General features: G+C 72.5%; 13 protein-coding genes and 3 pseudogenes. 5 read left to right on the top strand and 11 right to left on the bottom strand.

Going from position 1 to position 13,376, the window contains the following annotated elements:
* Positions 1-817: 817 nt before the first annotated feature.
* The 3 genes and pseudogenes from ACFWIS_RS39220 to ACFWIS_RS39210 form a co-directional block, all read right to left on the bottom strand.
* On the bottom strand, positions 818-1,261 hold the full coding sequence (locus ACFWIS_RS39220) for an ASCH domain-containing protein (RefSeq protein WP_380463179.1): 444 nt from the start codon (positions 1,259-1,261) through the stop codon (positions 818-820).
* 586 nt (positions 1,262-1,847) lie between these two features.
* Positions 1,848-2,354 carry a DUF6624 domain-containing protein gene (locus ACFWIS_RS39215; RefSeq protein ID WP_380463181.1) on the bottom strand — a complete coding sequence of 169 codons (507 nt, stop codon included), beginning with the start codon at positions 2,352-2,354 and terminating at the stop codon, positions 1,848-1,850.
* Between the two features lie 120 nt (positions 2,355-2,474).
* Positions 2,475-2,949 (bottom strand): annotated as a pseudogene (locus tag ACFWIS_RS39210) (transposase); the annotation flags it as partial.
* On the opposite strand from ACFWIS_RS39210, the pseudogene ACFWIS_RS39205 reads away from it, so the two are divergent.
* Positions 2,917-4,080 (top strand): annotated as a pseudogene (locus ACFWIS_RS39205) (IS701 family transposase). The pseudogenes ACFWIS_RS39210 and ACFWIS_RS39205 overlap by 33 nt on opposite strands.
* Positions 4,081-4,250: 170 nt before the next feature.
* On the opposite strand, the gene ACFWIS_RS39200 reads toward ACFWIS_RS39205, so the two are convergent.
* Entirely contained in the window at positions 4,251-5,042 is a 792-nt protein-coding gene (locus ACFWIS_RS39200) for a hypothetical protein (protein WP_380463184.1), read from the bottom strand.
* A gap of 100 nt (positions 5,043-5,142) precedes the next feature.
* Between ACFWIS_RS39200 and ACFWIS_RS39195 the strand changes: the two genes are divergently transcribed.
* Entirely contained in the window at positions 5,143-6,060 is a 918-nt protein-coding gene (locus tag ACFWIS_RS39195) for an IS982 family transposase (protein ID WP_380463186.1), read from the top strand.
* Between the two features lie 19 nt (positions 6,061-6,079).
* Here the strand turns inward: ACFWIS_RS39195 and ACFWIS_RS39190 are convergent, their stop codons facing one another.
* From ACFWIS_RS39190 to ACFWIS_RS39180, 3 genes are all read right to left on the bottom strand, one after another.
* Positions 6,080-7,114, bottom strand: coding sequence for a phosphotransferase family protein (locus tag ACFWIS_RS39190; protein WP_380463188.1), 1,035 nt, complete (start codon positions 7,112-7,114; stop codon positions 6,080-6,082).
* Positions 7,115-7,248: 134 nt separating this feature from the next.
* Positions 7,249-7,605, bottom strand: coding sequence for an ArsR/SmtB family transcription factor (locus ACFWIS_RS39185; RefSeq protein ID WP_380524330.1), 357 nt, complete (start codon positions 7,603-7,605; stop codon positions 7,249-7,251).
* A 430-nt stretch (positions 7,606-8,035) separates the two neighbouring features.
* Positions 8,036-8,689 carry a TetR/AcrR family transcriptional regulator C-terminal domain-containing protein gene (locus ACFWIS_RS39180; RefSeq protein WP_380463194.1) on the bottom strand — a complete coding sequence of 218 codons (654 nt, stop codon included), beginning with the start codon at positions 8,687-8,689 and terminating at the stop codon, positions 8,036-8,038.
* Positions 8,690-8,778: 89 nt separating this feature from the next.
* Here ACFWIS_RS39180 and ACFWIS_RS39175 point away from each other — a divergent pair, with 89 nt between their 5' ends.
* Entirely contained in the window at positions 8,779-9,609 is an 831-nt protein-coding gene (locus ACFWIS_RS39175; protein ID WP_380463196.1) for an alpha/beta fold hydrolase, read from the top strand.
* Between the two features lie 85 nt (positions 9,610-9,694).
* On the opposite strand, the gene ACFWIS_RS39170 is transcribed toward ACFWIS_RS39175, so the two are convergent.
* Positions 9,695-9,850, bottom strand: coding sequence for a hypothetical protein (locus ACFWIS_RS39170; RefSeq protein WP_380463199.1), 156 nt, complete (start codon positions 9,848-9,850; stop codon positions 9,695-9,697).
* 209 nt (positions 9,851-10,059) lie between these two features.
* Here ACFWIS_RS39170 and ACFWIS_RS39165 point away from each other — a divergent pair, with 209 nt between their 5' ends.
* Positions 10,060-10,245, top strand: coding sequence for a hypothetical protein (locus ACFWIS_RS39165; RefSeq protein ID WP_380463201.1), 186 nt, complete (start codon positions 10,060-10,062; stop codon positions 10,243-10,245).
* Between the two features lie 177 nt (positions 10,246-10,422).
* On the opposite strand, the gene ACFWIS_RS39160 is transcribed toward ACFWIS_RS39165, so the two are convergent.
* From ACFWIS_RS39160 to ACFWIS_RS39150, 3 genes and pseudogenes are all read right to left on the bottom strand, one after another.
* Complete coding sequence (locus tag ACFWIS_RS39160; RefSeq protein ID WP_380463204.1) at positions 10,423-11,121, bottom strand: SDR family oxidoreductase; 699 nt, start codon at positions 11,119-11,121, stop codon at positions 10,423-10,425.
* 421 nt (positions 11,122-11,542) lie between these two features.
* A complete protein-coding gene (locus ACFWIS_RS39155; RefSeq protein ID WP_380463206.1) occupies positions 11,543-11,935 on the bottom strand; it encodes a hypothetical protein in 393 nt (130 codons plus the stop codon).
* 195 nt (positions 11,936-12,130) lie between these two features.
* Positions 12,131-12,292, bottom strand: a pseudogene (locus ACFWIS_RS39150) (DUF397 domain-containing protein); the annotation flags it as partial.
* 628 nt (positions 12,293-12,920) lie between these two features.
* On the opposite strand from ACFWIS_RS39150, the gene ACFWIS_RS39145 reads away from it, so the two are divergent.
* Positions 12,921-13,289, top strand: coding sequence for a hypothetical protein (locus tag ACFWIS_RS39145; protein WP_380463209.1), 369 nt, complete (start codon positions 12,921-12,923; stop codon positions 13,287-13,289).
* The last annotated feature ends 87 nt before the right edge of the window (positions 13,290-13,376 follow it).

Genomic DNA, 13,376 nt, shown 5'->3' with positions numbered 1-13,376 from the left:
CGATCTCGACCGGGTTTCCCTTCAGCGTGACCTGGGTCATGAAAAGTCTCCTACCAGCGGTGTACGACGGGTGACAACGTCGTTGATCCTACTGCGCGCCCACTGGCGCCCACGGCCGGTGACCGAGGAGCGGACGCCCCTGGTCGCCGGCTCCGGGGCGGTGGGGCTGGGCGGTGGTGGCGGGGCTGGGTGGGGTCCGGTGGTGGGGATGTGCTGTCGGGGCCGTGTGGGGTGTTGGCCGGTGCCCGGTTCCCGGTGGTGTCGTGAGGGGCTTGCGGTACTTGGGGGCAGATCGAACGAGCTCGCGGGCTCGCCGTCCCGGATACCGCCGAGCGGCGAGAACGGACGATGGAACCGCGCGAATGGGCATGGTGTTGGCAGATCAGATTCCACAGCATGACCCTGGTCGCCTGGTCGCCTGGTCGCCTGGTCGCCTGGTCTTCGGTCGGGCTGGAGTTCATCGGGGTTCGGCAGGTGGTGACGATCGTGTCCCGGTCGTGGAGGAGTCTGTCGGTGCACTGCCGCGGGGTGGGCGGATCGTGTTGTCTGGTGTGTTCGGTCCAGTTGTCGGGGTCGTCGCCGGTGGTGTTCGTGGATGAGTGTGGCGAAGGCGTGGGCGGGACGTGGTGCCGGTGGTTTCCGTGTGTTGACGGTGTGTTGCGTCCTTGTCCCTGTCTGCAGTGTTCCTGTTCGTGTCCGGTTTGTGTGGTGGGGGCCCGCCGGTAGTGGGGGTGTGGGGGTGTGGGAAGTCGGCGGGTCCGGTTCTGTGTGCCGCGGGTGGGGGCCCGCCGGTAGCGGGGGAGTGGGGGTGGGTGGGTCAGGGGGTGGCGGGTTGCGGGGTGTGGGGGGTGGTGAGGGTGCGGAAGCGTTGGGCGACGATGGGGGTGTCGTCGTCGATGGTCGGGGTGTGGCCGAGGAAGGCGCTCACGCCCGGGCTGCGGAAGAACTCCTGGTGGGCGGTGCGCCACTGGGTGGCGTCGGTGTAGCCGCGGCCCTCGGCGTGTGCGAAGGCGTCGTCGATCTCCCGCATGGCGACGACCCGTACTTCGGTCAGTTCGATGGTGACGGCGGTGCGGCCTGCGGAGTCGAGCACCGCGAAGCGCTGGCCGGGGGTCGGGAGCGGCTCGCGGGCGTGTTCGTAGATCTCCGGCAGACCGGTGAGCGCGGTCTTGTGGCCGTCCAGGATCGCCGCTACGCCCTGGTCGCGTTCCGGTCCGGGGAAGGCGAGTTCGAGTGTCGGGAGGTCGTTGTCGTGCTGCATCGGGCGAGCGTACGGAGCCCGGGCCGTGGTGATCAATCCCCGGGCCGGTCGCCGCGGTTGGGCGGGGGCGCGGTTGGGGGTGTCGTAGTCGCGTTCGTGTAGGCGCGCGTCCTGGTACGGCGGTGGGTGTCTGTCGGGGGAGGTGATGCGGGTGGCGGCGGCCTGGTGCGGGTCGGAGCGGGACGTTGCCGCCGGTGCCTCGCCGCGCCGGTGCTCGCCCGGTCCGGCGCCCTGGCGCCGGCCCAGTGGGCCCGGGGCCAGGGCAGGTGGCCGGTGGTGGTGCCCGTCTCGTTGTCGGTGGTCGTGGCGTGCGTCTCGAAGGCGGTCTCCACCGCCATCGAACCCTGCCTCTCCGTGCCCGCCCGGCCGCATCCGCCTGGCCGTACCTGCCGGGCTGTGCCTGCCGGGTTGTGCCCTGCCTCTCCGTGTCCGCCGGGTTGTGCCCTGCCTCTCCGTGTCCGCCCTGCTGGGCCGTTTCCGGGGGCTGGCACGGCGGCCGTGTCCGGAGGCTGCCGCCGGTGGCGGGCCGGCTGGGGACTGTCCGGCGGGTCAGGCGCAAGCGTGATCCGCCGGACGCCGGGGTGGTTCAGGCGGTGGAGTACTGAGCGATGTACTGGGCGAACGGCGGGATCCCGACTTCTGCACGGCGCTCGTCGATGCGCTCGGGTTCCTCACAGGGCCAGGGGGTCGGCGCGCCGTCCTTCACGCCGGCAATCTGGGTGCCGTAGATCTGCTTCCTCCCTTCGTTCACGAGCGTGCGATCCCGCAGGAAGGCAAGATCTCGCGGGTTGGCGGCGCCGTCGGCCACCGCCTGCTCCATCAGCCGCAGCGCGCGCCGCTGAACGTCGAGCTGCCGATCAGCGTGTTGCGCGATCAGCCACGCCGCCCGGGCCGCGTCCTCACCGACGAGCTCCGCGGTCGGCCATCCGTACGCGTCCATGATCTCGCTGAGACGGTCCGCGTGCTGCGCGGTCAAGTGCCGCCAGGCCAATTGCTCCGCCGGGTCGTCGCTGTTCGCATTGCGCGCGGCCTGGTGATCCGCCGCAACCATCCTGCTGAGCTCCGCAGCCACTGCGGCAATGCCAGGTGCCATCCCGACTCCAAGTCAGATCGAGGTTCTCGCCGGTCATCCGCAACCTTAGGTGGGCAAATCGCGACAAGATCTCCTCCCGGAGGGCGGTGACAGGCACGTCCGGATCTTGGGATACTTGATCTACCGACGGAGCCAGAGCCGGATCGACGCAACACTGACTGTCCCGTGCAAGACGTAGGCCCGTTTGTCGAAGCGCGTCGCAACGGCGCGCAAGTGCTTCGGGCGATTGATCGTGTGCTCGACTTCATTTCGGCGCCTGTACATCTCCTTGTCGAAGCCCGCGGGCCGAACCACCCTGACTGCCTCGGCGTTGCCGGTCGGCCCGTTGGTCCCCGGGCTCCGGAATGGTGTGCTTGATCTGTCGTTGGCGCAGGTAGCGACGATTGCGGTGAGAGCTGTACGCCTTGTCGCCGCCCGGGTGGTCAGGACGGGTGCGCGGACGGCCGCCACCGAGGCGCTTGACCCGAACACGCTGCAGATCGGGGATCAGCTGGGGACTGGCACCCCACTGGCCCGGCGTGATCAGTGGAGTCAACGGCCGGCAGCCGCCTTCCCCGGCCAGATGGATCCTGCTCGTCAGAGCGCCCCGGGAGTGTGTGATCAGCGGGCCAGGGGCGGTCTGTATCTGCGGGGGCTGCTGCTGGAGGGCCGGCGCAAGTCGATGCAGCCGATGGCCGAACGGCTCGGTGTCGACCACCAGGGGTTGCAGCGGTTCATGACGTCCGCGACCCGGCGGGTCGAGGACGTCCGGGCCCGCCTGGCGCGACGCGCGGTGCGGGCGGTGCGGCCCGAGGTGTGGGCCGTGGACGACACCGGGTTCCCTGAGGACGGCAAGTCCTCGCCCGGAGTCGCGCGCCAGTAATCCGGAACCCTGGGCAAGGTCGGCAACTGCCAGGTCGGCGTCAGTGTCCACGTGGTCTCCGACACCGTCTCCCGCCGGCTGTCCTGGCGCCTGTTCCTGCCCGAGTCCTGGGACGGACCCGAGGCCGCCGGCCGGCGCGCGGCCTGCCGGATCCCCGAGGACGAGCACCACCGGCCGAAACGGGCCCTGGCGCTGGACACGCTCGACGAACTCGCCACCACGGGGCCGCGTCCCGCGGTGCTGGTCGCGGACAGTGCCTACGGGGCGAACGCCGGCTTCCGCCACGGCCTGGAGGACCGCAACCTGGCCTACGTGCTGCAGGCCAAAGGCGAGACGACCGCCCACGCCGAGGACGCCGAACCGCAGCAACCCCCCTGCGGCGCTCTGGGGCCGCGGCCGCTGCCGCGCTACCGCACCCGGCCGGTTCCGTTGCGCGGGCACGTGCCGGCCGCCGGACGCGGGGTCGGGCGGAGCGTGACCTGGCGCAAGGGCTCCAAGGCGGCGATGAGTTCGCACTTCGTCCTGCTGAGGATCCGCCTGGCCGGCCGGCGTCCCGAACCGGCCGCCGACGGCACGATCCCCCTCACCTGGCTGATCGCCCAGTGGCCCGAGAACGAGGCCGAACCGGTCGAGTACTGGATCTCGAACCTGCCCGCCGACATCCCCGCCAAGGACCTGGTCCGAATCGCGAAGTCACGCTGGCGGATCGAGCACGACCACCGCGAGCTGAAGACCCGCCTGGGCCTGGATCACTTCGAGGGCCGTTCCTTCATCGGCTGGCACCGCCACGTCACCCCCGTCAGCGCCGCCCACCTGTTCCTCACCGAACAGCGGGCCCTGCCAAAAGCCCTGTCCAGGGCCTGACCTTCGGCCAGGCCCCGGACCTCCTCCCACACCTCATCGCCACCTGGAGCGGAGTCTGCCCCACCTGCCGACGACCCGCCCCGTGGCAGCCCTACGACACCACCTGGCGAAGCACTACTAGATGATCGATTCCAAGGGGTGGCGGTGCGGATTGAGCAGAGCGGTGAGTGTTACCGCTCTGCTGGGGGAAGGGCGGGTAGGCAGGATCGGCCTGCGTCCAGGACCTGGCCACACAGTGAGCACCAGTCGAAGAGGGTGGCGGTGAGTTCGGGGACCGCGGCCCGCAGGGCGGAGGCGGCTCGGTCAAGAGCGTCGCCGTCCAGTGCGAAGCAGCGCACGATCCAGGTGTCACAGTCTGTCCGCGGCGTCCACCAGCTATAGAGCTCCAGGTTGAAGGCCGACCTGCCGTCGAACCACCACTTGTCGGCGGGGCCAGTTGCCTCGTGTATGCGGGGTGGCAGATGTTCCTCGGCGACGGAAGGGTCCACTCCGAGGCCAGTGGTGGCCCGCAGGACGAGGTGCGGCCACTGGTACACGCTCGCCAACAGCGCGTCGGCCTCCAGACGCTGATCGACGCTGCTGTTGATCACCCTGTGCGGCAACCCCGGTACCGATATCGCGGTGCGGCCGTCCGCAAGTACGTCCACCCGGCAGGTCCCAGGGCCGTCGAGAATTCCGGGAAAGGCCCAGCCATGAGACGTCCAGTGGGCAGACGGAACCCCATCCAGACCGTACTCGTTGGCGTTGCCGCCTCGCGGCGAGTAGAACAGGCCGCCGTATCGCTCCTCGAACCGGATCATCGCGTCCACGATCTCGGGTTCCGCGTCGACAGCTGTCGCGTACTGCCTGATCCGATCGGCAGATGTTGGTGCATGTCGCCGCGCACGCGGCTCAAGGAAGCTGCGGAGCCGGGGCGACACGGTGGGGTCATCAAGAATGTGTATGCCGTACAGGGTATTCATGGCCGCAACGGTCTGCCAGGCCATAACTGATTCACCCCGCACCCCGATATGGCTGCAGGAATCGTTGCGCGCATGGGGCGAGGGAGTTCAACGTCGGTGTGTGAAGACAGAGTTGGACTCCCTCGCGACCGCACTCTACGTCAATCAAGACCGACGACTTCTGAAGGGACCGCCCCAGCTCTCCCCCAGGCGACCGGTTGTGGGCCTCGCGCCGCAGCTCAGCGATGCCGAGCTGGTGACCCTGGCGATGATGCAGGCCATGCTGGGCTTCACCTCCGAGGCCCGGTGGCTGCGGCACGCCCGCACTCACCTGCAGCACCTGTTCCCCTACCTGCCCCAGCAACCCGGATACAACAAGCGGCTACGCAAAGCCGGCGACCTGATCCGGCACGTCACCCGCACGCTGGCGGTCGACACCGCACTCTGGAGCGACGACGTGTGGGTCGTGGACTCCACGCCGGTGGAGTGCGGCCGCTCCCGCGAAACCGTCAAACGCTCCGACCTGGCCGGATGGGCCCAGTACGGCTACTGTGCCAGCCACACGCGTTACTTCTGGGGACTTCGGCTGCACCTGATCTACACCCTGCATGGGTTGCCAGTCGCATTCGCTCTGACTGGCGCCAAGGCGGACGAACGCGAGACCCTGCTGGACTTGCTCGCCGTCGAGCCCCAGCTCATCGCCGACCGCCCGGGGCAGACCCTGATCGGCGACAAGAACTACTACGGTCGCGACTTCGAGCAGCAGCTGGCCGAGCTGGACGTTCGGCTGCTGCGGCCCGCCCGCAAGGGCGAGGCAGAGCGGCCCGGATCCCAGCTGTTCAAGCCGCTGCGGCAGGTCATCGAGTCGATCAACGAGACCTTCAAGGGCCAGCTCGACCTCGAACGCCACCGGGGCCGCACCCCCAGAGGCGTGGCGGTTCGCGTCCTGCAGCGCATCCTCGCGCTCACAGCCGCGATCTGGCACAACGACCACACCGGGCAACCGGTCATGCGTGCGCTGACCGCCTACGACCACTAAACCCCTTGGAATCGATCATCTAGGCGTTGCGTTCGAACAGGGCCTGGAGGTAGTCCTCCAGGCGGTGGGTCAGCAGTGGCGCGTTCAGGTCGGTGCGGCCCAGCTCGCGCCAGGGCACGGCGACCTTCTCGGCGTCCGGGGCGAAGGCCAGGGCGTCCAGCAGCCGCCAGTACAGGTGGTCGGGGCCGGTGGCGGTCAGGGTGCCGCCGGCCTGCCGGTAGGCGTCGGCGAAGGCCATGCCCGCTGGTACGCCGTGCAGCAGGGCCAGGGCGGTGGAGCAGTGGGCGACGTCCAGGTCGGCCGGGCCCCAGGAGGTCTCCACCCAGTCGACGACGCCGCTGACGGCCAGCGAGGCGCCCTCGCCGGTGAACAGCACGTTGCCGGGGTGGAAGTCGCGGTGCAGGAAACAGGCCCGGTGCTCGGGCGCCGTTCGGCCGATCACCCGCACCGCCCGCTCCCACAGCCCGGCCCGCGTGGTGGCGGCCGGGATCCGCACCCGCTCGGGGGAGGTCCACGCCTGCCAGGCCCGCGGGCGCAGCTCCTCGGGCACGGCCAGGGCGTGGACGGCGGCCAACTGCCGCGCGAGCAGCGCTGTCCGGCGCGTCACCTCGCCGTCCTCCTCGAGCCGCACCCGCCCGGGCAGGTGGCTCATCAGCAGTGACGGGTACTCGCACCGCTCGCCCCGGGCGTCCACCGCGCGCAGCCGGGCCGCCGGGACGCCGCCGCCGGCCAGCAGCTCCAGCACCCCGGCCTCGCGCTCCAGCAGTCCCGGCGCGTGGCGCAGGTAGAACGGTTTGACGAAGGAACGCAGCACCAGCGCGTAGCCGCCCGCGCCGCCCGCGCCGCCCGCGCCGCCCGCGCCGCCCGCGCCGTCGGCATCGCCTCCGCCGGGGCGGGGTGTGCCTGCGGGGCCGGGTGCGATGTCCAGGCGGAGCATCCGCGAGGTCCACCCGCCCCGCAGTTCCCGGGCCCGCGCGATCCGCTCGCCGGGTGCCAGGGCGCCCTCCACCCACCGGTGCGTGCCGGCCCACTCCCGGCCGTCGTCGTCGATCACGGACGACCACCCTACGCCCGCCCCCGGCGCCCACCGCCGCCCACCGCCGCCCCGGCCCCGCGGGCAGCAGCGGGCCGGGGCGGCGGTGGGGGCGGGCAAGGGTGTGGCCGGGTGTGGCCGGGTGTGAAGGGGTGTCAGGGGAGGGGGGCGGCGTCGCGGGCTTCGGCGTCGGCGGCCGCGACCACGGCCGACAGCAGTCCGGGGAACCGTTCCTCCAGTTCGTCGGCGCGCAGGGTGTTCATCTTCGTGGTGCCCACGTAGTACTGGCGCAGCACCCCGGCCGCGCGCAGTACCGAGAAGTGGTGGCTGGAGGTGGAGCGCCCGACCGGCAGGTCGAAGGAGCCGCAGCTCAGGTCACCGCCCGAGTGTGCCAGGGTGCGCACCACCGAGCGCCTCGCCGGGTCGGCGAGGGCCTCCAGTACCTGCTGGACGTTCACGTCCTCCACACCGGGGTGCACGATCATCCGCGTCGCAACGCGTGCCCGTCCCACACCCACCACCCCTTCCCAAGCCTGGCCCCCGTCCCTGTGCCGAACACCGTGTCAACCGCCGTGTACCACACGCGACTTCACGCCCGACGCTACTACGGGACGGGGCCCTGGCACGCCCGACGCACCACCTCCGCGACACGAACTACGCACCCGGTGCGGCCCCGAGGGCGCCACGGCCCCGCCCGACGGCCCGAGAACGCGCGGCGACGGACGGCCTGCGCCCGCACGGGGGAGCGCCCGCCGTACCCCGCCCGAAACACCGGTAACGGGGCACAGCACGGAAAGCACCGGCAACGGCAGTGACGACAGCGACAGCGGCAACAGCCCCCCGCCCGGGCCCCCGCCCGGGCCCCCGTTCAGGCCGCCGTGCCCGTGCCGGACGCCGCGCCCGCACCGTGCCGTGCCCGTGCGGGGCGCCGTCTGACGGCCTTCAGCCGAGCCCGGCGGCCGGTCCCGCGGTCAGCAGTGCCAGCCCGGCGGCGAACGAGGCGTCCGGACCGTCCTGCTCGGCCTGCCACTGCACGAGGTTGGGGTAGCGCGCCGGATCGAACCCCGCCACCGCGCCGCCGCCGTCACCGCTGCTCCCGTCGCCGCCGACGCTGTCACCGCCGGCGCTGCGGGCCTGCTCCTGGAGGACGAACCCGATCACGTAACTGGTGACGGCATGCCCCAGCACCGCCGCCTGCCCCAGCGCCAGCCCCTCGGCGCGCATCAGCGCCAGCCCCTCCTCCACCGCCCCCAGCGTCGCCGCCCCCGGCACCAGGTACCCCGACACCAGCCGCGCCCCGTCCCGGCGCTCCAGCAGCGCCCCCCGCAGCCGGTGCGCGAACGCCCGGGTGCGCCCCGCCCAGCCCGCGCCCGCCCCGCGCGTGTCCGCCCCGCTGTCGGGCGTGGTGAACACCGGTGCCACCACCGCGTCCGCCATCGCGGCCAGCAGCTCCCGCTTGCTGCGCACGTGCCAGTACAGCGCGCCGGGCGCCACTCCCAGGCGCTCGGTCAGCGCCCGGGTCGTCAGCCGCTCCAGCCCCACCTCGTCCAGCAGTTCCAGGGCGGCGGTGATGACGTCCTCACGATGCAGTGCCATGGGACTTGAGCTTAGCTCAGGCCATCTGCCTATGATGATCCTGAGCATTGCTCAAGTAGCGGTCGGGAAGCGGATATCGGGGGTAGGACATGGGCGAGTACCTGAACGTGAACGGACAGCGCACCTGGTGCGAGATCCAGGGCGAGGGCGAGCCCGTCGTCCTGCTCCACGGCGGAGGGGTGGGCGCCGACAGCTGGTACGCCCAGATCCCCGCCCTGGCCGCCCGTTTCCGTGTCCTGGCCCCCGAACGCCGCGGCCACGGCCGCACCCCCGACGTCGAGGGCCCCGTCACCGGCGACCTGATGGCCGGCGACCTCATCGCCCTGCTGGAGACCCTCGCCACCGGCCCCGCCCACCTGGTCGGCTGGAGCGCCGGCGCCACCGTCGCCCTGCGCGCGGCCCTGCGCCGCCCCGACCTGGTGCGCAGCCTGGTCCTCATCAGCGGCGGTGTCAGCCGCGACGGCGCCACCGACGCCGACCTCGCGATCCTGGAGGACACCGAGCGCCTGGAGGCGATGTTCCGTCCCCAGTACGAGCCGCTCTCCCCGGACGGCCCCGGCCACTTCCCCGTCGTCTTCGCGAAGTGGCTGACGATGTGGCGCGAGGAGCCCGACATCGGCTTCGAAGCCCTGGCCGCCCTGCCCATGCCCGTCCTGGTCATGCAGGGCGACGACGACGGCGTGCGGATCTGTCACAGCGCCGCCGTCGCCGCCGCCGCCCCCCGCGGGCAGCTCGCCGTCCTGCCCGGCACCTCCCACACCGCCCCGCTGGAGAAGCCCGACCTCGTCAACCGCCTCCTGCTGGACTTCCTCACCGAGGAACACCCCCCGGCCAGGCTCTTCCCCCTGGGCGCCCTCGCCGCCGCGCGCTCGTGCTCCGGTGCCGGCCAGGTGAGTGGTGCGAAGGGCCGGCGGCCGTAGGCGGTCGGCGAGCGCTCGACGGGTTGGCAGGTGTGGCCGTTGTGACAGGTCGCGCAAATCAGGGCGAGACGCGTCACAGGGCGCGTCACAGGGCGCGGGCGTGGACCATCACCGCGTCCAGGGTGCGGGCGTGGACCATCACCGCGTCCAGGGTGCGGTCCTGGTGGGCGTTCGGGCTCGGCCGGGGCCCGATCGCGGCCTGCGCACGCCACGGCGCGAGATGCGGCGATTCCTTCAGCAAGTCGCCGGCCGTCACGCGGAGTGCGGGCGCCGGGGAGTCCAGGCCAGGCGTCACCACCGACCTGGGGACTGCCTCGCTTCCTGTCGTGCGCGCCGGCGAGCCCCTGGCATCGATCCAACCTGGCGGTGAGGCGCTCGAACAGCGGTGGAGCGGCGCCGCTGCGCCGTTACCGTGCCGGGGAGTCGAGTCGTCCGGGCGAGGACGTCCCGTTGTACACGATGATCCGCCGCTACGTCGGCTGGGTGCGGGCGGGCGAGGGCGACGAGGCCGCGCGGCTGGAGGTGCTGCGCCCGCAGCAGGAGCGGGTGCAGGAGCGGGTGCGCCGCCTGCAGGGGGCCCTTGGAGGTGATGCGGGCCAGGGTGCGCGTCGACGAGGAGCACCTGGCGCGCGGTGAGGCCGGCCGGCGGTGGAGCCCCTCCCGCCCGCGGGCGGGAGGGGCCCGCAGCGGGTGAGCCGCGTCTGCGAGGGCGTGCGGCCCTGAGGCGGGGTGGTGCCCCCGCACCGGAGGTCGGCGGGGCCGAGGTCCGGTGCGGGACCTTCCGGTGCGGGGGCTTGCGCCCGGGCGGTGAGATCAGCCGACCTGGCCGGTCGGCCGCACGACGAGGTGGTTGACGTCCACGCCTGCGGGTTGGTTGACGGCGAAGAGGATCGCCTCGGCGATCTGCTCGGCGCTCAGCGTGGGTGCGGCTTGGGGGCTTCCGCCGCGCTCGTCCCAGAACGGGGTGTCCACGACCCCCGGGGCGACGAGGGTGACGCCCACGCCGTCCTTGGTCGCCAGGAGCCGGACGTTCTCGGCCAGGGCGTGCGCGGCCCACTTGGTGACGGAGTAGAGGTTGCCGGGCGTGTTCCTGGTGCCCGCGACCGAACCGACGATCACGATCCGGCCCTTGGACGCCCTCAGGTGCGGCAGCGTCTCGCGCACCAGCAGGGCCGGGCCGAGGACGTTGGTGAGGATCATGGCACGCATGGACCGGGGGTCGTGGTCCTCCAGGGTGCCGGGCAGCGAGAAGCCGGCGTTGGCGACCACCGTGTCCAACCGGCCCCACAGGCCCGTGACCTGACTCACCGCGGAGGCGACATGGCTCTCGTCACCGGCATCGCCGCTGATGGTCAGCAGCCGCTCCCGCGCCGCGGTGGAGGCGGCGAACGCGGCGAGCCGGTCGGCGTCGCGGCCGGTGACGGCCACTCGGTGGCCTTGCTTGAGCAGGGCACGGGCAGTGGCCGCACCGATCCCGCTCGAACCGCCGGTGATCAACGTGACTGGCTCCATGGGACGGCCTCCTCATTCACAGCGGTATCGGCAACGCGCCAGGCGCCGGGGCGCCGAGTGCCGGTGAGCACTGATGCGGCGCACGCGGGCCATGCGGTGATCACGGTGTCGTGACGCGACGTGGACACAGGGGCGGCCTGCGCCGCCACAGTGTAGATCCCGCACTGGTGGGAGCGATATTCTGCCGAGCTTCGTGCGCGCGCGGACGAGACGTTGCGCCTGGCCGGGACCGGGGCCGGGGCCGGGGCCGGGGCCGACCCGGTCCCGGTCCCGCCCCCTGCCCCTGGCCCGACCGGGGACCCGGCGGTCGAGTGCGGCACGCTCGCGCCGACCGCCCCCGGGGCCCGGCGGCCGTTCCACCCGCCGAAGCGGCCCCGCCCATGGGATGACGTGGCGTCAGGTCGCGCTCTGCGGCCGGGTGCTAGAACGTGGTCCAGTCGTTGTCGTCCGGGGTGCCGAGCGTGCGGATCCGCTCGCCGTCGGCGTCGTCGAAGGTGTCCGTGGCGATCTTGAACGTGCTGCCGTCGGGCCGGATGCCGTACAGCACGACCTGCTCGTTGCCGATGCCGCTCAGCGACAGGGACGTGCAGCCACCGCGCGGGACCTCGTGCGTCGCGGAGTTGCGCTGGGTGAACACGGCGTAGGAGGAGTAGGTGCCGCCCGAGCACAGGACGAAGTTGCCACCCTGCTGGGCCTGACCCACCCCGCCCCCGGGTACGGACGCGTGCGCGGCGGTGACGCCGGTGAGGCCGAGAAGACCGGTGGTGGCGAGCAGTAGGGCGCCGGCCCGGATGGTGCGGATCCTGGTACGCATGACTCTCCTTCGGGCGATCGGGACGCGCGCCGCGTCCTGACCCGCTCAACGGGGGCACCGGCCAAGGGGGTTCACCATGACCCGGCCGGCCCTGCCCACCCCGACGGATCCGGCTTCCTGTGCCCGGATGGGGAGTTGAGCCCGGAGGAGGGGCGGAGATGCCCCCGCCGCCCCGGCCCCCGGGGCGGCGGGGGCTCAACGCCGGGTCAGCGGGGCGTCGAACTCGCCGGTGCGGACGGCGGTGGCGAAGGACTGCCAGGCGGCGCAGGCGAAGACGGGCGCGGGGCCGCCCGGGTCCTTGGAGTCGCGGACGGGCATGACAGCGGTGAAGCCCTCCGCGACCTCGATGCACCCGCCGCCCTGCCCGCTCTACGAGCTCTTGCGCCGGGCGGCACGGGAGCCGGAGTTCATGACGGCTGCTCCCTGGGCGGGTGGTGGAGTGGGAAGTCGGCCCCGCCGACTTCCTGTGCGCGGGCCGGGACGGGGCAGATGTCGCGGCCCCGGCAATGGAGTTCCTCGGTGCGCTCGGCGAAGCGGTCGAACACGCCGTTCTCCCGGCATCGTCCTGCGCCTGGCCCATGCCGTCGCCCTCGACTGCACCCCGTCCGACCGCTACCTGGAGCGCTTCAGCCTGGTCTTCGACGGCGGCACCGTGCGCGACACCACCCCCCCGCCCCCGCACAAGCGCAGCCGCCTGCTCGGCGCCCGCTTCGTGCCCGTGCGCGAGCTCCCCCGCCACATGGCCTCCTCTCAGGGCGCCCGCGTCGCCGAGGACCTCACCGGCCGCGCCCTGCCCCTGCTGCTGCACGGCCAGCGCCCCGACCGAGGTAGGGGGCGCCCTTTCCCGGGGCGGATGCTTCGCATTCCATCGAAGGTGCGGTTTGGGCCCTGCGGGCTCAACTCCCCGCCCTCGCCCGGTCGATGATCGGTACGGAGCGACACCCCACTGGCGGGGTTCGCCGCATCCGTCAAGGAGTCGACGCAGATGACGCGAAGCAAGCTCGTCCTCGGGGCCTGTGCGATCACGATGGCCCTGGCGGCCGGCGTGGGCTGGACGGCGCAGGCCGACACCGCCGACGCGCGGCAGGACGCGCAGCCCGCCTCCGCCCGGGCCATCGCCGGCTACCAGCTCGTCAGGCTGGACAACGCCAACGTGGGCAACTTCCAGCGCCGCACCGTCAACTGCCCGAACGGGAAGCGGGCCCTGGGCGGCGGCGCGGAGGCGAGGGGCAACAACTCTGTCCTCAACGGCAGCTTCCCGAGCGACGACGGCAGGGGCTGGATCGGCGTCGGCCACCAGCCCGGCGAGAACAGCGTGGGCATCAGCGTGTTCGTCATCTGCGCCGACGCCTGAGCCCGGGCCCGGCCCGGGGACCTGAGCCCGGGTCCGGCCCGGGGACCTGAGCCCGGGTCCGGCCCGGGGACCGACCCCGGGCCGGGC

The organism is Kitasatospora sp. NPDC127060 (genome assembly GCF_042724935.1).
In the GTDB taxonomy this organism is placed as follows: Bacteria; Actinomycetota; Actinomycetes; order Streptomycetales; family Streptomycetaceae; genus Kitasatospora.
This window is presented reverse-complemented; position numbering and strand designations above follow the sequence as displayed.